This is a genomic window from Methanocalculus chunghsingensis (genome assembly GCF_018132105.1).
In the GTDB taxonomy this organism is placed as follows: Archaea; Halobacteriota; Methanomicrobia; order Methanomicrobiales; family Methanocorpusculaceae; genus Methanocalculus; species Methanocalculus chunghsingensis.
Window position 1 is genome coordinate 1 of record NZ_JWHL01000010.1, and the last position, 21775, is coordinate 21775.

The window sequence follows — 21775 nt, forward strand, 5'->3', positions numbered from 1 at the left end:
CATAGTTGCTATCAGGTGTGATGAACCATAAAGGTTGCGGGAGCTCGTAGACGGCTCTCATCCCCCAGCTTGCGCAAGGGGACTTCTCGCCTGTGGAGTTAAAGGCCTTCCCCATCAGATTCATTTATGAGCCTGTGGTGGGAGGCCATCAGTGAATGGTTGCCTAAACGATGATCTCACTCACACTAACGGTATGGATACGGACAATGATCAGATGGATCGATTTGGAGATGACCCGATTTGGAGGGTATGGAAAGTCTTCTGCAAATCAATCAAAAAACACTATTAGAGGTCTCAATCGTATCAAACAGTCACCATCTTCAGATTGTGTATTCCAAATAAGGCAATCAATACTGATTTATTTCTATATAGTTAATTTAATCATATTTACATCACCATCAAATAGACATATTTAATTTATATCCCCAACATAGTTTTCGATATGAAACAGATGAAGAATGTTCTCTTCGCTCTGGCGCTTGTAATAGCCGCAGTATTTTTCTGTGGGTGCATGGGTCAGGATGAACCTGCACCGATAGAAAACACTCCTGCAATTTCCGGTGTTGTTACCGTATTTCATGCTGGAAGCCTCACAGTGCCCTTCGAGGAGCTTGAGGCTGCTTTTGAAGCTGCCTATCCAGGTACTGATGTTCGGCTGGTTCCAGGTGGATCAACCAAGATGGTTAAAGAGATTACAGACCTCGATAAAAGTGCGGATGTACTCGCATCAGCAGATTATACGCTTATTCCGAGCCTGATGATGCCGGATTATGCAGATTGGTATGTCACCTTTGCAAAGAACCGTATGGTACTCTGCTACACTGATGAGAGCTTATATGCTGATGAGGTAAATGCCGACAACTGGTATACAATACTTGAGAAATCCGATGTGGCATGGGCATTCTCCGATCCCAACCTCGATCCCTGTGGATATAGATCCCTGATGACCATGAAACTCGCTGAAACACATTATGGTGATGATACCATCTTTGAACGGCTCGTTGTAGCAAATTCTGCGATTACTGTTTCAGTCAGCGATGAAGTCTCTACAATCCATGCAACGTCACCCGAACCGAAGGGAAAACTACAAATACGCCCTAAATCTGTCGAGCTTGTCCAGATGCTTCAGAGCGGTGGCCTTGATTATGCATGGGAATATCGGTCTGTTGCTGTTCAACACAACCTGAAATTCATCGAACTTCCAGAAGCAATTGACCTCTCATCCATTGAGTTCGAATCTACCTATGCTACTGTTATTATTGATACGGAAGGAGGTATGATGACTGGTAAGCCAATCGTCTATGGTGCAACTGTTCCGGATAATTCAGAGAATCCTGCAGCAGGTCTTGCATTTATCGAGATGTTAATCGACTCAACCGGAAATGCGGTTATGGATGGTCAGGGCCAGCCTCCGATTGTTCCGGCAGGCGGATATGGCAACATACCGGCAGAACTGAAGGGCCTCACAGCCACCTCCTGAATTCCTTCTTTTTTCGATCTGCTATGGCTCAATGTTCATTTCTTCGTGACCGCTGCCTTCTCTTTTTTTCACTCCTTGGGGGCCTTATCCTTGGTATTACGATTTTGCCCCTCCTGAATATGACAATTCAGGAGCTTTCTGATATCCCACATCTTCTGCAGGTCGCATCCGATTCCAAAGTGATCGACTCGATCATCCTCACAATGGGAGCCGGTGCAAATGCGATAATTATTCTTATGATCTTTGGCATTCCGTTGGCCTATGTACTTGCACGAGCAGAATTTATGGGAAAAAAATTTGTCGAGACTATTGTTGATATTCCTCTGATGCTCCCCCATACTGTTGCTGGGATCCTCGTGTATATCCTCTTCATGAAACGGGGATTGGTAGGGGGTCCTCTCTACAATATCGGTTTCTCATTCGAAGATGCCTATCCGGGAATTGTTGTTGCTATGCTCTTTGTATCATCCCCGTATTTTATCAATTCAGCTCGGGAAGGATTTGAGAAGGTGCCGCTTCACCTTGAAAATGTGGCACGAACTCTCGGAGCAACAAGGTTTTCAGCATTTCTGCATGTAACTCTGCCCCTTTCTGCACGTCATATCTATAATGGAGCTATTTTTTCCTGGGGAAGAGCTATTGGAGAATTTGCTGCAATCATAATGATTGCTTATTATCCGATGGTCATCTCAACACTGCTCTATTATCGCTTTTCCACAGGAGGCCTTAAAGAGAGTAGTAGTATTGCTTTCATCCTGATCCTGTCATGTTTTACCGTTTTTCTTATTCTTCGTTATCTGTCACGATTTATAGGGAGGTATGATGATCGAGTTTGATAAGCTCTCCCTCAGGCTTGGAGATTTTTATCTTCAGGATGTTTCAATCAGGATCAATAGAGGTGATTACTACTTCATCATCGGCCCGTCAGGTGCCGGAAAAACTGTAATTCTTGAGGCGATTGCAGGGCTCCATCTACCAGATTCAGGAATGATTACAATCGATGATCGGAATGTAGCTGCTCTCCCTCCTGAAAAGCGTCGGATTGCGTTAGTATATCAGGACTACTCGCTCTTTCCACACATGAGTGTCGAGAAGAATATCGGTTTTGGCCTCAGAATGCAAAAATGTTCAAAAGAAGAGATTCATAGGCGTGTCAGCCGACTGCTTGAACAATTTGGCATAGTACACCTAAAAAAACGGTATCCCGGCACTTTGAGCGGAGGGGAACAGCAAAGGGTTGCCATTGCCAGAGCATTGGCCTCTGATCCGGAAATTCTTCTCCTTGATGAGCCATTTGCAGCACTTGACCCGATAACACGCGAACAGATCATTATGGATCTTCTTCGAATCCATCGGAAAAAGAATCTCACGATTGTGCAGGTGACTCATTCACGAGAGGAGATCATGCGTATGGCAAACCGATGTGCGGTGATCATCGACGGAATATGCGTTCAGGAAGGTCCGGTTGAATCTGTCTTTCAGAATCCTGGGAGTACAGTAGTTGCACGGTTTATCGGCATGGATAATGTCATTCCAGGAGTTATCATCGCACGTTCATCTGGACTCACAACAATTAATCTTGGAGGGAAGAGTATCACTGCCGTTTCTGATGCATCTCCCGGCGATCCGGTTGAAATTGCTTTCCGTGCGATCGATGTGACGGTAGAGCTTCATAATGGTTTCATAAGTTCGGCACAAAATCGTTTCATTGCCACAATAACTGCTGTTGTTCCCCTTGGAGGCCCCCTTACGCAGGTGCATATGGATGCAGGTTTTCCTATCCTTGCACTCGTCACCACACTCTCAGCAGAACAACTGGATTTTTCACCGGGCATGGATGTGGTTGCATCGATCAAAGCAAGTGCGATCAAAGTGATCGAAAACGAAGGAGTAACATAAAAAAAGATCAAAATATCCATGCATTGATTTAGTCCGAAATCAGGGCACGGCTCAGGGAGCTGAAGGAAGAGGAGAAGTAAGTTCCTGGCAACCACCCTGATCAGAGCCCTTTCCAGGCAGGACAGGCAAGCTCACAGGCGCGGCAGTGATCGGCCTGTCCACTCCCCCTCTCTTTATCCTTATTCATCCGCTCCATGCATCTGCTCCGGCTGTACCTGCCGCTGGAGAAGGAATGCATCGGGCAGGCATGATGACAGAGCTTTCCACAGTCTGCACAGGGAAGGACCAGAGGCGGCAGATTCGGATCATGGGTTTTCAGATCCACCCATACCGCCCGAAACCGGATTCTCGGACCAAAGCCAGGAACCAGAACGAGATTATTCGCCCCGATGATACCAATGCCCGCCATACAGGCCGCATCCTTGAGATAGATGCCGCCATCCTCAAGCCGATACGGGATGGTGTATGCCTCTCTTCCGGAGGTCTCCGCGAGCCACCTGCAAAGAGATCTGCCAATCTCCCCGAGGATACGATCTCCCGGCGTCCCTCTCCCTTCTTCCCAGAGGTCGAGATCCGGATCTGCGGGATCATGGAAGAGCCCAAGGATGATGTATGTGCCCCGGTCCCGGTCAGATCCCTGGTGGCCGTCGGCGATTGCGGATGGACAGTTGATGAGCCTCGCTGCAGGGACAGCACCGGCAACATCCACACCAAGTTCAAGCGCTTTCTCAAGAGCTGCGCAGATAATCTCCTGGTCACCATTCATGGCGAAAGGATGGAGAGGGAAGGTAATGAATGCTGTGGTCTATGGAACCACCATCTCCGGCTGTCATCAGAGAAGCTCAATTCCAATTCATTCAGTGGAGAAAATGTTATTGTGGAGAATCCAGATGGATATCCATCTGGGGGAAGGGGATCTCGATATCAGCTTCCCTGAACGCTGTGACGATCTTTTTTGTCAGATCAAATTTTACTCCCCACAAATCCGGTGTTTTCGTCCATGCCCGCATCGAGAGATTGATGGATGAATCTGCCAGCTCGGTAACGACCACCGATGGAGCCGGCGTCGGGAGCACCAGATCATGGCCCTCCATCAGACTGGTGGCGACCCTGATAGCACGATCGAGGTCACTCCCATATGCAACTCCGACCGTGACATCGACACGGCGTGTCTCCATTCGGGTGGAATTGATAACCGGACTTCCCCAGACGAGAGAGTTTGGGATGGTCACAAAGGTGTTATCGGGTTTTAACAACTCAGTTGCCATGATACCGACAGATACAACGGTTCCGGAGATACCATTGACCTCCACAAACTCATTTTTATCAATAGGGCGGAGTGCAGCAATCCAAACACCGGCAGCAAGGTTTGAGATGGTGCTCTGGAGACCAAAGCCGAGGATGAGGCCTATTACCGCAGAGAGTCCAAGCACCATAGAAGAGACATCAGCGCCGAGTATTGCAAGGATGAGAAGGAGAAGAAGTACATACAACAAAACAGAGAGAAAACTGGCGAGAAATTCCACGACAAGTTCAGGAAGACACGACGTTCTGGAGAGTGAACGCCTGAATATCAAACCGAGAATTTTTACGACGAAAAAACCCAGAACAGCAATAATGACCGCGAGGAGTATCGTATCAAATGTAATCTCAACAAGAGGGATTGTCGTATTGGAAAAAGTATCCGGAATCTCCATACAGAGTGGCAGTGAGCGGGAACCCACATAATTGTATCCCCTACATACAATAATTTATAATGAAATTTATATTTTTTATTGTATTATTAGATTCGGATCTCATGTGATTCCACTATCGGAAGAATACCTTTTTATTGGATCGTCAGAAAGGGAGGGTGAGTGCAATGACAAAGAAAATTCTGATGGCTGTTGATGGCTCCAATGGATCGAAGCGTGCGATGATGCGAACAATTGACTGGTTTCCTGTAGATACTGAATATCATGCAGTCTTTGTTCATGCGCCTGATGAAACGATCCGTATTCCGGATGCCATCCCCCCGCATGCGGCAACAGGCGGGCTCGATCCTGAGCCGGGACTGGGCCGCATCATTGATGAGCGTGAGAAAGAATTCATCGAAAAGCTGCTGAGGGATGTGATGGATAGTCGTGGAGTAGAGATCCGCCTGCATATCCGGAGGGGGGATCCGCGACATGAGATCGTCGGGATTGCTGAGGAGATGGGTGTTGATCTTATCGTAATCGGATCCCGTGGCCATGGCAGCATATCCCGCCTCCTCCTTGGAAGTGTCAGCTCGTTTGTCCTGGAGCATGCACCGGTATCGGCGTTGGTTGTCCGTTGAACAGATATACATCATTTCATAAAACATCTCTCTCCATCCATAAATGGAACCAGAAAACTACCATTCTGATGAGATGAGGAGTATGAGCGAGAGACCACGATTTGTCATTCAGAATCACGATGCAACGAGACTCCACTATGATCTCCGCCTCGAGGTCGGCGGTCTCCTCAAATCCTGGGCATTCCCCAAAGGGCCTTCTGTCAATCCAAAGACGAAGCGCCTTGCGATGCCGACCGAGGATCACTCCCTCGAGTATGCCGGTTTTGAAGGAGTGATCCCGGAAGGGGAGTATGGCGCCGGGGTCGTCATGGTCTGGGATACCGGGTGGTATGAGAATATCAGGGCAGAAAAAGACGGTGCGGATATGGAGACCTCTCTCGCTGAGGGGAAGGCAGAGGTCCGTTTTGATGGAACGAAGATGAAAGGTGGCTGGGCCTTCATCCGGACAGGCGCGGGTGATACTGCCCGCTGGCTTGTTATCAAGATGGATGATCAGTATGCGGATCGATCCAAGGAGCTGGTTGATACAGCCCCAGATTCTGCACTCACCGGACGGAGTATCGAAGAGATAGCCGAGGGTGAAAGAGAGAGCTGATAAGGCACCGTTTTCATCTGTAAGATCCCAGATACTCCGGATGGATAGCAGACTGATGGCGATGCAGGAATACATCAGGGGAGCGTTTGCCGACTCAGGGGCTCATGGATTCGATCATACACTCCGGGTCACAAAGCTCTGTGTCATTCTTGGCACCGAGGAGGGCGCGGAAATGCAGATACTTATACCCGCAGCTCTCTTTCACGATATCGCCCGGCCGATTGAGGATAAAACCGGGATTCCTCATGAAGAGAAGGGTGCAGAGCTGGCTGAAGCCTACCTCCGATCGATACATTACCCGGATGTGTACATTCCCGGTATTCTCCATGCCATCCGAGCACACAGGTACCGATCATCGGATGTGACCCCTGAGACGCTGGAGGCAAAAGTCCTCTCTGATGCCGATAAGCTGGATGCGATGGGTGCTGTCGGGATTGCCAGGACTTTTATGCAGGCAGGAGAGGAGAGAGGGGGAATCTCCGATGCGGTGCATCATATCAATGAGAAGTTGCTGAAGCTGAAGGATCGAATGCACACTGAGGCTGCACGGAAGATTGCCGTACAGAGGCATGCATTCCTCAAGGAGTTTCTTGAGATACTTCAAGTAGATATACAAGCAGATTCAGAAGAATGCAGCGAGAAGGCTGCATACTGGTGATTTCGAGTTAAGAATCAACCACAATTCCTCACGGTGAACCCTATCTGCATCAGATCTATTTTTCTCCAATTATTAAAATTTAAATCATAATATTTATTAGCTATTATGTTAATGAATCAGTATGCGTGCCTCCGTGATCGATCAAACTCACCCCTCTAACTCGATACCGAGCCCGTCTGCATCGATATCTCAACAACCCTTCATCAGTGAAAATTCAATACGTGTGACGAGATCATCGATATCCAATGATTGGATGGACAGTTTCCGGAAAGGATCCGGGGGGCGCATCATACTTTTTTCATCTGGAAATAATTCTCAAAAAAATAGGAAAAGATCACACGAAGACAGTATTCTGGTATTTGATGGCATCACCAGTCTGTCTGGTTTTTTGAGACCGTGCGGAGGCACGGATAAAAATAAACAAAAAGGAATAAAAATGAGGAGATGGAAGAACCTCCATGTTACTCTCAAGAAAGAACATGGTATGTCAAGTAATCAATTTCCGAGGATTGCAATCCTGAGCTCTCCTGCACAAGGCCGGGATACGATCACAGCGAGGTGTAACAGGCATCTCTCTGCCATGACTCTCACAAGTATGCCATCTGCCGGCAGCATGCCTGTCAGGCTTCTCGTACCATACCCTGCAATAAGGAGAGAAGATCGCTATGACACATGAAGAGAATAGCCCAGATACGTCCCGGGATTTACGACGCAGGGCTGAAAAGATAGCAGTTGAAAAGGAAGAAACCCTGCAGGAGAAGAAGACCCTGCTGACACCTGCTGAAACGCGGTGGACACTCCATGAACTCCTGGTGCAGCAGATCGAACTTGAGATGCAGAACGAAGTTCTCCGTCGGATACAGGAAGAGCTGGAGGTCTCAAGAACGCGCTACTTCGAACTCTACGACATGGCACCGGTGGGCTATATTACCGTCACCCAAAAAGGACAGATTCAGGAGGCGAATGTCACTGCAGCCACCATGCTTGGATTGAAACAGGAGGCCCTCTTCAACCAGCCACTCTCCCGGTTCATTCTTGAGGAAGATCAGGACGTTTACCATCAGTACCGTCACCAGTTCTTCGAAACCACCCAGCCGAATGGATGTGATCTGCGGATGGTACGCGAGGACGGAACCATACTCTGGGTGCATCTGCAGGCCGCCTCAGCAGTTGATGAGCTTGGCGAACCGGTCTGCAGGATCGTGATTAGTGATATAAACGATAGAGTCAGGGCAGAAGTGGCGCTCAGGGAGAGCGAAGGGTCACTCTCAAGTATCTTTCGTGTCGCGCCGATCGGAATCGGCCTTGTTCAGGATCGTGTCATTCTCAAAGCGAATGACTATCTCTGCAGGATGACCGGCTATGCACGGGAGGAGATGATTGGAAAGGATTCACGCTACCTCTATTCATCGCATGAAGAGTACGAACAGGTTCATCAGACGAAATATGCTCAGATAGATAGAAAGGGCTTTGGATCGGTTGAGACCCGGTGGCTACGAAAAGATGGAGAGATCCGGGATATATACCTCAGTTCAACCTATCTTGATCCTGACAACAGATCAGCCGGAGTGACATTTACTGCAATTGATATTACAAAGCGGAAGCGGGCTGAGGACGAGCTGAAAAAGAGCGAGAAGAAGTTCCGTACACTCTTTGAAACAATGACGACCGGAGTCTTCTATCAGCGTTCTGATGGCACGCTGGTAGATGTAAACCCGGCAGCACTGAAGATGTTTGGACTGACCCGTAGCCAGTTCATGGGGAGAAAGGCCATGGATCCTCGCTGGAAGATCATATCAGAGAATGGCGAAACTCTCCCTCCCCACAAGTTCCCTTCGATGATCCCAATTGCAACCGGAAAGCCGGTGAAAAATATAATTGTCGGGGTCTATAATCCACATGTTCAGGATATAACATGGATGAGCGTGGATGCAACCCCCCAGTTTAGAAATGGAGATGGACGACCGTTTCAGGTCTTTGTCACCATGTCAGAGATTACTGAACAGAAACTCGCAACCGAGGCCCTCAACAATGCAAATAAAAAACTGCAGATCCTCTCGAGCATCACCCGGCACGATATCCTCAATCATATAATGATACTCCAGGCATATCTCGATCTCGCCCGGGCAGATATAACCAGCCCGGAACAAACCAGATATCTTGGAGAGGTTGAGAAGGCATCAAACGCCATACAGCAGCAGATCGAATTTACCCGTTTGTATGAGGAATTGGGGGTAAAGAGGCCGGCATGGCTCTCGATCAGCAGAATAATCAAATCAATCGATGATGGGAGAATCCCAATACAGCATGACGCCTGCCGGTACCAGATTCTCGCCGATCCGATGCTTGAGAAGGTCTTTGCAAACCTTCTGGAAAATACCATCTGGCACGGCGAAGGCGCAACCCATGTTGAAATTCATTGCATGGAGCGTGATGGGAACCTCTATATTCTCTGGCAGGATGATGGCCCGGGTGTTCCGGACGAACAGAAGGAGCGCATCTTTGAACGGGGTGTTGGAAGACGCACCGGTTTTGGACTCTTCCTCACACGTGAGATCCTCTCAATCACAGGCATCACCATAGCCGAGACAGGGGTGTACGGAGAAGGAGCCCGATTCTGTATCACGGTGCCGAAGGGAGGATGGCAGGCCATTGATATGGTGTAAATCCATTCAAACACCAGCATACATATCCCGCCCATATGGTCAGACACCCTGATATCTCGCTTTTCGAAACCGGATTTTCCCCCTGCCTTCATTCTTTTTTTCAGCAGATAGCTCTCCATGGTTTCAGAACAGAAGCGCATCGGACAATCTTTCTCATACTATGGAAAAAAGAGGCTCTGGAACAGCAGAATACCATCTGACGAAATGCGAGAGGCCGGATTCGAACCGGCGGACCCCTGCGGGATCGGATCTTAAGTCCGACGCCGTTGGCCGGGCTTGGCTACTCTCGCGCTAAATACTATATGTCGTTCATCCAGAAAAGGATTGGCAGATCAACAAAGCAAAGTGTTCAGTCACCACCCAGCTCTCAATCCTGAAATTAATAAAGTCATATAAAAAATAATATATATGTATTATATTATATACATAACAGTATGAACACTACGACGACCATCAGGATTTCCCGGCGGACGAAAGGGGTTCTCGACACCCTGAAGAAAGATCCGAAAGAGAGTTATGATCTTCTCATCTCCCGCCTGGCAACCAGTAACCAGAAGAAAGAGCCGGCCTCGGATGAGAGAAGCATTGGAAGCAAAATGGACCGTGAGGAGCCAGGTAAGAAACAGCGTAAACCCCCTGAAATGATCCCACGATAAGACAAAAAGAGAATAGGTATCATTACGAGCACTGCCAGGAAAAGCGGATCCACGATATCCCGGAGAATCCGATCAGAGACGGATGTGATGATTCCGGAGTATCTACCGAGACCGGAATCTCATCGATATGATCTCCTGAAAGAAAGTGATTCATAAGGGGATCATCGATGATAACCGATCTGATCGGAAGATGGTCGTGCCATCCTCTTCATCACCTCCATCAATCAGATTACCTGACGGGATAGAGGCGGGAAGAACCACCATCTCTTCTTAGACGAGCTCTTCCTGACCGTCCGGCTCGATAAAGACCTTCATCACCCGAAAACGTCTTCCGGTCATTCTCTCATACCATTCCCGCTGGATGTCCGCTTCTCTCAGGCTCCGGAGAGGATGGCGAATCCGATCCCCGGTCTCCTCGTCAACAAGTACTATCTTACTCATTGATCCCGTTCACTCTCACAATGAGATGAAACTCATTCCTCCTTCTCTCCGGCACATGGGCTGGAGAGGGAAGACTGAACATCCTGCCCGAGCTTTCCGACAGCATCTGCCCTGCACCGCTGGCAGTGTTTCATCTGTTTGACATAGGGTGCGCACCGGTCATGCATCGCCCGTTTCATGGCAGGCGTCGGAGGAGTGATATCGGCAAATTTGTACTGCGGGATGAGCGGGATGATATTGAAGTTGAAGACACCCATTGCCCCGACAACCTTTGCAATCTCCGGAATATGCTCGTCATTAATGCCGGGGATATACACAGTATTGATCTTCACGATCATCTTTCGCTCAACCGCCATCTGGATCCCCTTCAACTGCTGCTCAAGGAGGAGTTTCGCACCTTCAACACCCACATACTTCTTTCCTTTATAAGTGACATGCGAGTAGATCTGTGCCCCAATCTCGGGATCCACCGCATTCAGGGTCACCGTCAGGTTGTAGGCATCATACCTGATCAGCTCATCGATGACATCCGGCAGGAGAAGTCCGTTTGTACTGATGCAGAGGATCAGATGAGGATGGTTCTCATGGATGAGCCGCATCGTCTCGAGTGTCTCCGGATTGGCAAGCGGCTCACCAGGCCCTGCGATCCCAATCACCTTGACATACGGAAACTTATCCAGTATCTCACGAACCCGGGCAAGCCCCTGCTCCGGGCTCAGCACCTCACTTGCGACCCCGGGACGGGATTCATTGACACAGTCAAAGTCCCGGACACAGTAATTGCACTGAATATTGCACTTGGGAGCGACTGCGAGATGGGCTCTTCCGGATTTATGGCAGGCTTTCTCTGAGAAACAGGGGTGATCCCTGATCCTCCGGAGTGTCTCGGGATCATAGGGGATCTCCTTTCCCTGAACTGTTGCTGTCTGATAACCCTCATCCGTCATATGATCAATTGTAATGGAGGAAGATGCTATAAATACTGTTCTTCCTGCATACCCGAATATTTATATTAAATATTGTGAATATAAAGCTTCATGAAGACCACTCTTCCCTTTCTCCTCAGCCTCTGCCTGCTGATAGTCTGCATCAGCGGATGCACCACTACGCCCGATGTACCGGAGCCTGCCCCGATTCCGACCCCCACCCCAACCCCGGAACCTGCACCCCCGGAATCCCCGGTTATTATCCTGCCTCCTGAACTATCCAGTGTAATTGTAAAATTGGATGCTGCGCCGCTGGATACCGAACCCGCCCTCATGCTTCAGCTTGAAATGGATGCCCGCCAGGCACCCGGGACCCTTCCATCCGCCGGATACCCGATGATGCTCACCTTCTTCACCTATAATATCGACAGGGCTCCAGCCGGATTCTCACCCGGCTCCGCAGATGAGGTTCGGGCATCAGGTATTCCATACAAAACCCGATCGATCCACATCTACCCGGACAATATCATCACCCACAGAGAACAGGTTCCGGAGATGGGATCAAGCCCAAACATCTTCAATTCAGAATTACCCTATGTTTACGGGGTCGTCATTGAGCTTCGTCAACAGATCGGATGAGGGGAGACCATCCACCGGAAACTCCCTTTTTAATGAGAGGATGACACGATAACAGCGCCAAATCCGGACTCCCTCTGATCACAACAGCCTTCTTCTTCAAGAGCAACCTTTTCTGGAGTGATGGGATACAATGGATCTATTTGGAAGTCTTCGTGGAAAAAGTGATAGTGCCGCACCCTTCATCCAGAAAGCAGAGGTACATCTGGAGAAAGGGCATGTTGAGGACGCAGTAAAACAATGCCGTCGTGCAGTTGATATTGAGCCAAAGAATGGGAATGCCTGGTACCTCCTCGGTTCAGCAGAACGGATCCTCGGACAGTACAGTGCAGCACTCGAGGCCTTCGGAAAAGCCAGAATGATATCACCCAACGATCCGGCGATCAGGGTTGCGGAGGCAGGGTTACAGGCTCATCTTGGAAGATTCGCAGACGCGGTTGCAAGCCTTGATGCACTCCCTCCATCAGACGCATCCAGACGCGATATTCTCATCAGAAAAGCCGAATGGCTGGAGATCCTGGGCCGATATGAAGAGGCTGAGAAGACGCTCCATCAGGTTGTCGCATCTCATCCGGATGATGGCACCACAATAGCATGGCGTGTCTCCCTCCTGATGCGGCTCGGTTCCCACACAGAGGCGATTGTGGCGATAACCCAGGCACTTGCGGCAGGATATATGCCTGCCAGAATGCAGGCTCTGAAAGGGCGTGCACTTGAGGGAGCAGGAGATCTGGCAGCGGCTCTTGCTGCATACCGGATCGCTCTTGAGATTGAACCAGACGATCCCGGAACATGGTATGCACGGGCACGGATCGAAGAAGCATATGGTGATTATCCGGCCGCCGCTGCATCCTATGGAGAGGTGATGCGCGGCGTCACCGATGATTCCGCAGCAGGGACTGCTCGTGCCCACTGTCTCTTCATGGCAGGAAAGTACGAGGATGCGTCTTCCGGATTTGAGAAGATCGTCGCAAAACACCCCGAATCAGTCCCGGCCTGGTATCTCCTCGCTATCACCTCTGAACGGATTGGAAGGATGAAACGCGCCGCAGAATGTTTCGATCATATTCTGAAATATGATTCCACCAATACAAACGCATGGTACAGGCGCGGCCTTGCTATGATGAATCTTGGGCGGTATAAGGAGGCCCTTGACAGCTTCCAAAGAATGCAACGTCCTGAGGGATCAAGCAAAGTTGCCTGGGTTGCTAGCGACGGAGATATGAGCCTTTTTGGACGATCATATGATACAACACCATCAGATCTTCCTGAAGCCATTGAGATCGATTCAAAAAATGTCGTCGTCATCGGCCTTCAGGCCCGGGCTCTCGCCGGTCTTGGGCGATATGAGGAAGCGGTGAAGATGATCAGCCGGCTCCCCCAGGAAGAGAAGAAGAGCCCGGCATTGCTCTTCATATCTGCCGAGGCAGAAGCGGCACTTGGTCATCACTCCGCTGCGATGGCACATCTCGCGACATACAGAAGAGAACATGGAGATGATGGGAATGCCCGCCGGCTCAAAGCAGAGATTCTTCTCAAGAGCGGAAAATACCCGGAAGCAGCCATTCAGTTCGGGGATATTCTTTCCGGTGAACCAGAGGATGTCAATGCACTCCGCAACCGTGCAGAGGCCAACCTGCGACAGGGTCTCCTCCTTCCGGCACTTAATGACCTGATCAGGGTATGTGAGCTTGCCCCAGACGACTGGTATGCCGCAAGCCTCTCAGCTGAACTGCAGCTTCTCACCGGCGAGGCAGAGGCAGCTCTCTCACGCATCCAGACCCTCCCGGAGAACCTGAGAAAACACTCGTATATCCGTCTCATCTCTGCACGTGCCCTGAACAATCTCGGCCAGATGCATGAGGCACTCTCTGAAATCAGAGCGGTTCTGGAAGAGGAGCCGGAGAACGGGCTTGCACTCCTCCTCCAATCTGCATTATCCCTGAATATTGGCGAATTAAGCTATGCAGAGAGATCGATAGCGGATCTGAGAAGGCTGTCAGGTGATCAGGGCGATCTTTCCCTCATCCATGCCGAACTCCTCTCAATACATGGATCCTGCGAGGAGGCAGCATCCACATTCACTCAGGCGCTCTCCCATACTCCGAAGAATATTTCAGCCCTTATCGGGCGGGCAGCTGTGTTCCGCAGACTCGGACGATATGAAGAGGCACTCTCGGATCTCTCCCAGGCTCTATCAATCAATCCATCACTTCGCCATCTCTCCATCGAAGCAGGAACACTCCTGATGCAGACCGGCCACTATACAGAAGCGGCAGAGTCATTTGAGATGGCTGAGGGGGCATCCATCCTCGCCGGCGAAGCACATCTCCGCTCTGGCAGGTATGACGAGGCGCTGGCACTCCTCGAGAAGGAGGGTAATGGTGATGATCCGATGCCACTCTATTATGCAGGGCTCGCTGCAGAGCACCTCGGCAGGTATGATGATGCCATCTCCAATTACCAGAAGGTCGCTGATCGCCTCCCTGATGCCCTCTTCCGGCTCGGGAGCCTCCTTGCCTCAACTGGTGCATATGCCAGGGCAGATGAGATCCTCAACCGGTACTCTGATGATCATCCGGAGGATATCGGGGGGTGGGTCGCCCGTGCATCCGTCTTTGAACACCTTGGAAGGGAGGAGCTTGCAGGAAATGCGATTCAGGAGGCGATGAACCAGGGCGCGGAGAGTGCGGGTCTTCTGATCGAGATGGAACGTATCCTTGAACGTCTTGGCCGAATCGAAGATGCCGCCGACATTTGTGAAACGATCATCGCCCAGTATCCTGATATTACAATAATGCACTGGCGGCTCGGGAGGCTCTCTGCAATGCTCGGGGAGTATGACAAGGCAGCGAATGCATACCGGGAAGCCCTCACTCATGAGCCCGATGATCCGGTACTTGTCCTTGAAGCTGCAGATTCATTCATCAAGGCAGGGTATTCTGCAGAGATATTGCGGCATCTCGAACATGCAGGGGAGAGACATCCGGACAATGCCGGGATCTTCTCTGCAATGGGAGATGCCCTCACCTCTGATGGAGAGTATACACAGGCGATAAAGGCATATGACCGCGCGCTCTCAATTGGAGATATCACCCCACGGGTCTATCAGAAACGGGCAGAAGCACTGGCGTTGGCTGGAAAGAGAAAGGAAGCAACCTCCTCTCTCTCGCTTTACCTTGAACGGGAGGAGGAGGATGTGAGTGCATGGTTTGAACTCGGAAGGCTTGCAGAAACGATCGGGGATCTGAAGATGGCTGAGAAGGGGTACCGGAAAGCTTCTGGCGTACCGGGTGCCGGCTTTGCCCAGGCAAGGACCCTTGCCCTCCTCGGGGAGGATGAACAGGCACTCACCCGTATTGAGACCCTCCTTGAGGAAGACCCCGAAGATATCGAATACCTGAAGTTTTCGGCGACCCTCCTCCTCAGAATGGGACGGTACGAGGAGGCGATTGATGCCTTCTCCAGAGCAGTGCATATGAGAAAGGATGATCACGTTCTTGCACGCGGCTATGCCTCGGCACTCGATGCCGCTGGCAGGTACCACGAGGCGGTTGAGGTCTATACCCGGCTCCGGAAGGAGGAGTCTGATGCAGAGGCGACGTTGTATGCGATCGGCTCACTCCTCACCCATATGGGACAATACCGTGAGGCGGTCCGGCAGTTTGATGAGATCATCGAGGCACATCCGAACGATCCTGCCTCAATCGTCAGGCGTGGGAATCTCGCTGAGCGGCTCGGCAGATATGAGGAGGCACTTGAATACTATGAGAAGGCCCTCTCTATCGATGCAAAGAACGGACCGCTCTGGAGTGCCCGTGGTGAGCTCCTTGTCACTCTCGCGCGATACAATGATGCCCTGAAGTCCTTTGACAGGGCAATCGATCTCTCTGTGGACGATCTGAATGCATGGTACAGTAAGGGTGTCATCCTCGATTATGTTGGCAAGAAGGAGCAGGCGATGGGATGCTTTGAGCATATCCTTGAGGAGAATCCTGAACACGCACTCGCCTGGTACCGGAAGTCCCGTATTTTCGATAGTATCGGAGAGCGACAGGAGGCGCTCCGCTGCCTCTCCGAAGCACTGAATCGTGATCCGGATCTCTGAGCATGCATATCCGTATTATCGCCATCGGGAAGGTGAAGGACTCCTGGATGAAGGAAGGGATCAGGGATCTCCACTCCCGGCTTCGCCCCTATACCCGGCTCAGCATAACAGAATTTCCGGAAGAGAAGTACTCCTCAGAGGGGGAGAAGCGGCGTGCAATGGAGCGTGAGGGTGCCACCCTCCTTGCAGCATCGAAGGATCCGGCACTCCTCATCGCCCTCGATCCTGCGGGAAAAGAGATGCCGAGCGAGGCATTTGCCGATCTGGTCAGGGAGAGAGAGATTGCGGGTACCGGGGATCTCGTCTTTCTTATCGGAGGGCCGGATGGCCTCTCTGACGAGGTGAAGAAGCGATCTGATCTTCTCCTCTCCCTGTCAGAGATGACGTTTCCCCATACTCTTGCCCGTCTTCTTCTTCTTGAACAGATTTACCGGGCATTCCGGATCATCCGGGGCGAGCCATACCACAGGTAAAAAATTATTCTATCTTCAGATTCCGGTTATGCCGGATCTGAAAGGCGACCATCACAATGAGTGATATCGGAAGTGCGACGACGAGCGGGTTGATCGCACTGTATGGCTGACCAAGAACCGACGGGGCACCGAAGATCAGCTGTGAGAGACCGATCGCACCTGATTCTGCTGCATGAACAAATGCTGTCCAGATTGCCCAGATGATTGCCCCAACGAGCATGGATGCCTTTGCTCCAATAAGACAGGGGGATTTTGAGCTGATGCCGTTGATAAACGCCGGCAGAAACGCAGAGGCGCAGAGCCCCATGAAGATGACGGTCGCCCTTGCGATGATGCTCCCTGGAAGGAGGAGGGCGACGATGATGGAGATGATCATCATGATCAGGATGCCTCGCTTATTTGCCCTGAGGGAGAGGGCACATGCCCGGCCGCGGCCCCAGACATCGCAGGCGAGCGCCGTTCCCATCGTATGGAAGAGGGAACTGAGCGTCGACATCGCCGCCGAGAGGAGAGTGAGCATAAAGATGATGACGAAGAGATCCGGCATCGCGCTGGTGATGTAGAGCGGGATGATGGAGTCGATGTTCCCCCCTGCTGCGGTGAGGGCAATCTCCCCGCTATTCTGATAGAAGTAGACGTTCGTCAGGGCACCGACGGTGAAGGCGACGCCGGTCATCAGGAGGATGAACGGCCCCCCGATGAGGGTTGCCCGGTTCATCGACCGGTCATCACGTGCCGTCATGAACCGGACGATGAGCTGTGGCTGTGCAAGGACACCGATACCGACACCAAGGACCATCGTCGTCACAAGTGTCAGCCAGATCGGTGATCCGAATGCAGGCATCGCCGTCCATCCCATATGTCCCTGTGCGGTAAGGGCCGCCGGGACGAGATCTGACATCCCGGTGAGTGCGGTATGCGCCACCGTCACCCCACCAAGTTTGATATAGGTCAGCACCAGCAGAAGCCCCATCCCGACCGCCATGATGGCACCCTGCACAGCGTCAGTGTACATGACGGCAATGAGACCGCCGAAAACGACGTACAATCCGACGATGATGGCAAATCCAAGGAGTGCCGTCGTATACTGGATACCAAGGGTCACTTCAATGAAACGGGCGCCGCCGATGAGGATTGCGGCAGAATAGATCGGCATCGAAAGGAGGATGATAATCCCGCTGACATACTGGAGGAACGGTGAGTTGTAGCACTTTCCCATCAGATCAGGGAAGGTGAATGCACCAAGCTTCTTCCCTATCCTCCGAACCCGCTTTCCGAAGACGACGAAGGCGATGAGGACACCAACACCGATATTCAGAACGGTCAGCCAGATCAGCCCCATCCCAAGGCTGGCTGCGACACCGCCGAACCCGACGATGGCAGCGGTTGAGATGAATGTCGCCCCATATGAGAGCGCTATGACAAGGGGGTGGCTGTTCCTCCCAGCGACCATATAATCTTCGGCAACCTTCGTCTTGCGGTATCCATAGATCCCAAGGCCGATGATCATCAGCAGGTATCCAACGACCACAAGTCCTGTGACCAGGGGATCAACTGCCAAGATCACCCTCTCCGCGATTCCAGTTCACCAGACCATACAGTATACATGCGCCCGCAAGCGCAATAATCAGCAGATATGCCACCCAGATATAGGGATCAGGAATACCAAACATGGTGATAACCTCCGGTACCTCATCATCACTGCACGGGAGACCAGGCTATAGCGGTCTCCCTATCTAAAGAAGAAAAAGAAAAAGTCTGCAACGACTGGAATGTTCCATCCCTTACATTCTGGTACAGCAGACATGAGGTATCCACTTATTGATAATGGATACGAGGTAATAAAACTATCAGATTATGATCGCAGTCTGAGTGCCGCGGAGTTCATACAGTACCGCATACCTGTCGGGGCAGGGCCGTCATCGAAACGATGACCGAGATGTGCGCCACATACGGCGCAGAGGACCTCATCCCTGATCATACCATGGCTCCTGTCTTCTTCTATTCTGATGTTCTGCTCAGAGACCGGCTGGTTGAAGCCTGGCCACCCGGTACCTGAGTCGAACATGTCGTCCGAGAGGAAGAGGTCGGTGTCGCAGCATGCGCAGACATAAACGCCGGGTTTCTTACAGGCATGATACTTCCCGGTGAAGGCCGGCTCCGTTCCCTTCCTCCGTGCAACGAAGAATACCTCGGATGGGAGAATTTCTCTCCACTCCTGCTCACTCCTCTCGATGATCGGGCGATCATGGTATCTACCATCGGCAACAGAGTAGATCGATATCAGGGGCATAGCCGGATCTTGATCCTTGAACATTATAAAACAGGCGATAGTTCTAATATGCCCGAACAATATTATTTATTACTACCCGGCCAATTATACGGATACAGGAGTAACAGATGAAAGGTGGGGAGAAGAAAGAACTGTCATTATACGGAACAGATGATGGTGTCCGTGCCGTCGGAAACCCGGTGAGGCGCCATATTCTTCTGCTCCTCAGAGACGGGGAGGTGTGTTTTGAGTCTATCGTCGCCTCGTCGGGGAGGGCGAAATCGACGATCTCAGCCCATCTCTCAGCGCTTGCAGATGAGGGGATCATCGGATCCCACCCTGGTGATGAAGACGAGCGGAAGAAGTACTTCTTTCTGAGATCACATTATCTCGGTGAACTCTCACCCGCCGACCGGATCTCCGATGATCTTGGTACCTATGCGGAAGGATACCGGGAGGGGGCGGCCGATCCCTTCTCCCTCTACAGGTTGATCTACCGGACATTCCGGGTCTCTCTCCTTACTGAAGGCATCTCAATCGATCCACTCCTCAGAGAGACCGGAGAGACGGTCGGCAGGGCGGTCTATCCTGCAGTTGCGGCAGATACGCTCCCTGCATTTACTGATAATCTCTCTGCCTTCTTTGAGCGCCACCATCTCGGCCATATTGATGAAGTCGCGCCTGATCCGATCACCTTCTCCGTCTATGACTGCTTTGAATGTGTTGAACTCCCAATCCTCGGAAAACCCGCCTGCTCCTTTGAAACGGGCTTTATATCAGCCCTCTTCTCATTTCAGCTCAGGCAACCGGTTGATGCGGTCGAGCTCGAATGCTACGCAGCAGGGGATCCCCGGTGCCGATTTGAGATCAGGGATGCTGGACCGGAAAAGAACCTTTATCGTGATCTCCCGCCTCAAAATCAGGTATGAACTGGAATAGATCACTCATTATTCTTCTGCTCGCCACACTGGCACTGTTTGCCGGTTGTGTCAGCGAAGAGTCCGAGGTGGTGCCACCAGTGACGCCACACACCCCCGGAACACTCGTCATATTTGATCAGTCAAATGACGGAGAGACGTACACCGTACCTGTGGAAGCCGAGATACGGCTTCATCTCCCTGAGAATCCGACAACCGGATATCAGTGGACTCTTGCTATCCCCGATGGGATCAATCTGACCGGGGATGACTTCACCCCCCCCGGGACGGATCTCATTGGGGCACCCGGCATCCGGACCTGGGAGATGAACGCAGGGATCCCCGGCACCTTCACCATCGAAGGGGCGTATATCCGACCCTGGGAGACGGATGCCGAGCCCGCAGAGACCTTCTCACTGACGCTTGTTGTCGAGTGATTCGGGCTCAGAATACTTTATTCTTTTTTGAAGGGGAGGCATCTGCCGTCCCGCATCGTGATACCGTCAAGGATACGCTCTTCTCCATCACCCGCACGGACGATGGCAATGACATCAACATACTCCTTCAGGGGACCGATGGCAACCTTTCTCCCAAGGACCTCCTGTACCTGGAAGATCCCGGCCGAATTTGACATCAGGATACGTATCTCAACAGGTCTCTCGCATCCCGGCCGGATCTCGACGGCCTCTATCGAGAGTGCCGAGACGGTATGGATGGTGATGCTCCCTGCATCAAAGGCCATCCTTCCCCTCCCCTTCGTCATATCCGAAGAGTCTCCGATACAGACGATCGCCGCCTCTTTTGTCAGGGCCGGAGGTTCTGCATGATGGGTGTAGATCGCCGAGAGGATGAAGGAGAGGATCTCCGCTCTCCTGCCAGCCTCCGGATAAATCCCAGGGAGGAGGCGGTTGAGAACCGGGAGCGCTATCGGGACGGAGATATCCTGGTGTGCCTCACGATGAACCGCATTGCCAAAATCATGGCAAAGCATCGCGGAGAGGACGACGACAGCCGCATCATCCTGATCTCCCGCCCCTGATTCGACGACATCGGGCTGGATCCCTGCATCAATGAGGAGGCTGAGGATGGTGAGTGCCGATGCGGTTGCAATCTTTGCATGCACCTCGCCATGATCATTCATCCCGAGCCGCCGGACGGTGAAAAAGTTCGCCATCCTCCAGTAGGCGGCGACCTCCTCATCGCGGGTGAGGAGATCCCAGATCCTCCGTGCTTTCGGGTATGGCGTGAGGATCGTCTCAACCGTTTTCATTGCATCAGCCTCCATATCGGCATACGATGCCGGCATCTTCATCCGGAGGCTTCTGATCGCTTCCGGGGGCTCCAGGTTCTTCTCCAGATCCATTATTGAGATCTGATCCTCTCAGATTATACCACTTTTCCGGGTATGGAAAGGTACTTCATCCAGTGGCATCTATCAATCACCTATTATGAGTCAGAAGGAACGGCTAACCAGATCAAAGAGCGATCAGCTCCTCGGCGGGGTCTGTGGGGGTATAGCAGAGTACTTCGGATGGGATCCATCCCTCGTCCGGCTGGGATGGGTGATCGGGACCCTCGTCACCAGCGGAGGGGGTATCATCGTCTATATCCTCGCATTATTGATCATGCCATCCGGGGATGAACCGAAAGAGACAGGGATCTATTCCGGCGAGTGAGCCGTCATCGACAGACTATCGGTATGGTATTAATCATGAGAGAGAACAGGGGACG

Annotated in this window: 23 protein-coding genes and 1 tRNA gene; 15 read left to right on the top strand and 9 right to left on the bottom strand. The window is 51.4% G+C overall.

The window, feature by feature from the left end; translation table 11 throughout:
• The first annotated feature begins 442 nt into the window (after nucleotides 1-442).
• The 3 genes from wtpA to RJ53_RS06970 all read left to right on the top strand — a co-directional run bounded on the left by wtpA (nucleotide 443) and on the right by RJ53_RS06970 (nucleotide 3379).
• Nucleotides 443-1480 (top strand): tungstate ABC transporter substrate-binding protein WtpA, encoded by a 1038-nt coding sequence (gene wtpA / locus RJ53_RS06960; RefSeq protein ID WP_211530909.1) that lies wholly within the window; start codon nucleotides 443-445, stop codon nucleotides 1478-1480.
• A 179-nt stretch (nucleotides 1481-1659) separates the two neighbouring features.
• Nucleotides 1660-2316 carry an ABC transporter permease gene (locus tag RJ53_RS06965; RefSeq protein WP_343221846.1) on the top strand — a complete coding sequence of 219 codons (657 nt, stop codon included), beginning with the start codon at nucleotides 1660-1662 and terminating at the stop codon, nucleotides 2314-2316.
• Complete coding sequence (locus tag RJ53_RS06970; RefSeq protein ID WP_246496032.1) at nucleotides 2300-3379, top strand: ABC transporter ATP-binding protein; 1080 nt, start codon at nucleotides 2300-2302, stop codon at nucleotides 3377-3379. Before RJ53_RS06965 ends, RJ53_RS06970 begins: the two co-directional genes overlap by 17 nt.
• 100 nt (nucleotides 3380-3479) lie before the next feature.
• Here RJ53_RS06970 and RJ53_RS06975 read toward each other — a convergent pair whose 3' ends face one another.
• Nucleotides 3480-4145 carry a hypothetical protein gene (locus RJ53_RS06975; protein ID WP_211530911.1) on the bottom strand — a complete coding sequence of 222 codons (666 nt, stop codon included), beginning with the start codon at nucleotides 4143-4145 and terminating at the stop codon, nucleotides 3480-3482.
• Nucleotides 4146-4251: 106 nt separating this feature from the next.
• Entirely contained in the window at nucleotides 4252-5076 is an 825-nt protein-coding gene (locus RJ53_RS06980) for a mechanosensitive ion channel family protein (RefSeq protein ID WP_211530912.1), read from the bottom strand.
• A gap of 164 nt (nucleotides 5077-5240) precedes the next feature.
• Here RJ53_RS06980 and RJ53_RS06985 point away from each other — a divergent pair, with 164 nt between their 5' ends.
• From RJ53_RS06985 to RJ53_RS07005, 5 genes are all read left to right on the top strand, one after another.
• A complete protein-coding gene (locus RJ53_RS06985) occupies nucleotides 5241-5696 on the top strand; it encodes a universal stress protein (protein ID WP_211530913.1) in 456 nt (151 codons plus the stop codon).
• 43 nt (nucleotides 5697-5739) lie between these two features.
• The gene (locus RJ53_RS06990) at nucleotides 5740-6291 is read left to right on the top strand and encodes a DNA polymerase ligase N-terminal domain-containing protein (protein WP_211530914.1); all 552 of its coding nucleotides are present in this window, start codon (nucleotides 5740-5742) and stop codon (nucleotides 6289-6291) included.
• 40 nt (nucleotides 6292-6331) lie between these two features.
• Entirely contained in the window at nucleotides 6332-6949 is a 618-nt protein-coding gene (locus RJ53_RS06995) for an HD domain-containing protein (protein WP_211530915.1), read from the top strand.
• A 121-nt stretch (nucleotides 6950-7070) separates the two neighbouring features.
• Entirely contained in the window at nucleotides 7071-7625 is a 555-nt protein-coding gene (locus RJ53_RS07000) for a hypothetical protein (RefSeq protein ID WP_211530916.1), read from the top strand.
• Nucleotides 7615-9615 (top strand): PAS domain S-box protein, encoded by a 2001-nt coding sequence (locus tag RJ53_RS07005; protein WP_211530917.1) that lies wholly within the window; start codon nucleotides 7615-7617, stop codon nucleotides 9613-9615. Before RJ53_RS07000 ends, RJ53_RS07005 begins: the two co-directional genes overlap by 11 nt.
• Before the next feature lie 205 nt (nucleotides 9616-9820).
• On the opposite strand, the gene RJ53_RS07010 is transcribed toward RJ53_RS07005, so the two are convergent.
• Nucleotides 9821-9905, bottom strand: a tRNA-Leu gene (locus RJ53_RS07010).
• A gap of 144 nt (nucleotides 9906-10049) precedes the next feature.
• Between RJ53_RS07010 and RJ53_RS07015 the strand changes: the two genes are divergently transcribed.
• Nucleotides 10050-10271 (top strand): hypothetical protein, encoded by a 222-nt coding sequence (locus RJ53_RS07015; RefSeq protein ID WP_211530918.1) that lies wholly within the window; start codon nucleotides 10050-10052, stop codon nucleotides 10269-10271.
• A 270-nt stretch (nucleotides 10272-10541) separates the two neighbouring features.
• On the opposite strand, the gene RJ53_RS07020 is transcribed toward RJ53_RS07015, so the two are convergent.
• Complete coding sequence (locus RJ53_RS07020; RefSeq protein ID WP_211530919.1) at nucleotides 10542-10712, bottom strand: hypothetical protein; 171 nt, start codon at nucleotides 10710-10712, stop codon at nucleotides 10542-10544.
• Nucleotides 10713-10744: 32 nt separating this feature from the next.
• Nucleotides 10745-11659, bottom strand: coding sequence for a nitrogenase cofactor biosynthesis protein NifB (nifB, locus tag RJ53_RS07025; protein ID WP_211530920.1), 915 nt, complete (start codon nucleotides 11657-11659; stop codon nucleotides 10745-10747).
• Nucleotides 11660-11749: 90 nt separating this feature from the next.
• Here nifB and RJ53_RS07030 point away from each other — a divergent pair, with 90 nt between their 5' ends.
• From RJ53_RS07030 to RJ53_RS07040, 3 genes are all read left to right on the top strand, one after another.
• Nucleotides 11750-12277, top strand: coding sequence for a hypothetical protein (locus RJ53_RS07030; RefSeq protein WP_211530921.1), 528 nt, complete (start codon nucleotides 11750-11752; stop codon nucleotides 12275-12277).
• Between the two features lie 130 nt (nucleotides 12278-12407).
• Nucleotides 12408-16382 carry a tetratricopeptide repeat protein gene (locus tag RJ53_RS07035; RefSeq protein ID WP_211530922.1) on the top strand — a complete coding sequence of 1325 codons (3975 nt, stop codon included), beginning with the start codon at nucleotides 12408-12410 and terminating at the stop codon, nucleotides 16380-16382.
• Between the two features lie 2 nt (nucleotides 16383-16384).
• Nucleotides 16385-16855 (top strand): 23S rRNA (pseudouridine(1915)-N(3))-methyltransferase RlmH, encoded by a 471-nt coding sequence (locus RJ53_RS07040; protein ID WP_211530923.1) that lies wholly within the window; start codon nucleotides 16385-16387, stop codon nucleotides 16853-16855.
• 4 nt (nucleotides 16856-16859) lie between these two features.
• On the opposite strand, the gene RJ53_RS07045 is transcribed toward RJ53_RS07040, so the two are convergent.
• From RJ53_RS07045 to msrB, 3 genes are all read right to left on the bottom strand, one after another.
• Complete coding sequence (locus RJ53_RS07045; RefSeq protein ID WP_211530924.1) at nucleotides 16860-18416, bottom strand: sodium:solute symporter family protein; 1557 nt, start codon at nucleotides 18414-18416, stop codon at nucleotides 16860-16862.
• The gene (locus RJ53_RS11870) at nucleotides 18406-18528 is read right to left on the bottom strand and encodes a symporter small accessory protein (protein ID WP_343221847.1); all 123 of its coding nucleotides are present in this window, start codon (nucleotides 18526-18528) and stop codon (nucleotides 18406-18408) included. The genes RJ53_RS07045 and RJ53_RS11870 overlap by 11 nt, the downstream gene beginning before the upstream one ends.
• 182 nt (nucleotides 18529-18710) lie before the next feature.
• Nucleotides 18711-19148, bottom strand: a complete 438-nt coding sequence (msrB, locus tag RJ53_RS07050) for a peptide-methionine (R)-S-oxide reductase MsrB (protein WP_211530925.1) — start codon at nucleotides 19146-19148, stop codon at nucleotides 18711-18713.
• A gap of 107 nt (nucleotides 19149-19255) precedes the next feature.
• Here msrB and RJ53_RS07055 point away from each other — a divergent pair, with 107 nt between their 5' ends.
• Both RJ53_RS07055 and RJ53_RS07060 read left to right on the top strand, forming a co-directional pair.
• Nucleotides 19256-20056 carry a V4R domain-containing protein gene (locus RJ53_RS07055; protein WP_211530926.1) on the top strand — a complete coding sequence of 267 codons (801 nt, stop codon included), beginning with the start codon at nucleotides 19256-19258 and terminating at the stop codon, nucleotides 20054-20056.
• Entirely contained in the window at nucleotides 20053-20481 is a 429-nt protein-coding gene (locus RJ53_RS07060; protein WP_211530927.1) for a protease inhibitor I42 family protein, read from the top strand. Before RJ53_RS07055 ends, RJ53_RS07060 begins: the two co-directional genes overlap by 4 nt.
• Before the next feature lie 17 nt (nucleotides 20482-20498).
• Here RJ53_RS07060 and RJ53_RS07065 read toward each other — a convergent pair whose 3' ends face one another.
• Nucleotides 20499-21407: a hypothetical protein gene (locus RJ53_RS07065; RefSeq protein ID WP_211530928.1), complete on the bottom strand. Its 909-nt coding sequence runs from the start codon at nucleotides 21405-21407 to the stop codon at nucleotides 20499-20501.
• An 85-nt stretch (nucleotides 21408-21492) separates the two neighbouring features.
• On the opposite strand from RJ53_RS07065, the gene RJ53_RS07070 reads away from it, so the two are divergent.
• Nucleotides 21493-21720, top strand: coding sequence for a PspC domain-containing protein (locus RJ53_RS07070; RefSeq protein ID WP_211530929.1), 228 nt, complete (start codon nucleotides 21493-21495; stop codon nucleotides 21718-21720).
• Nucleotides 21721-21775: the final 55 nt, after the last annotated feature.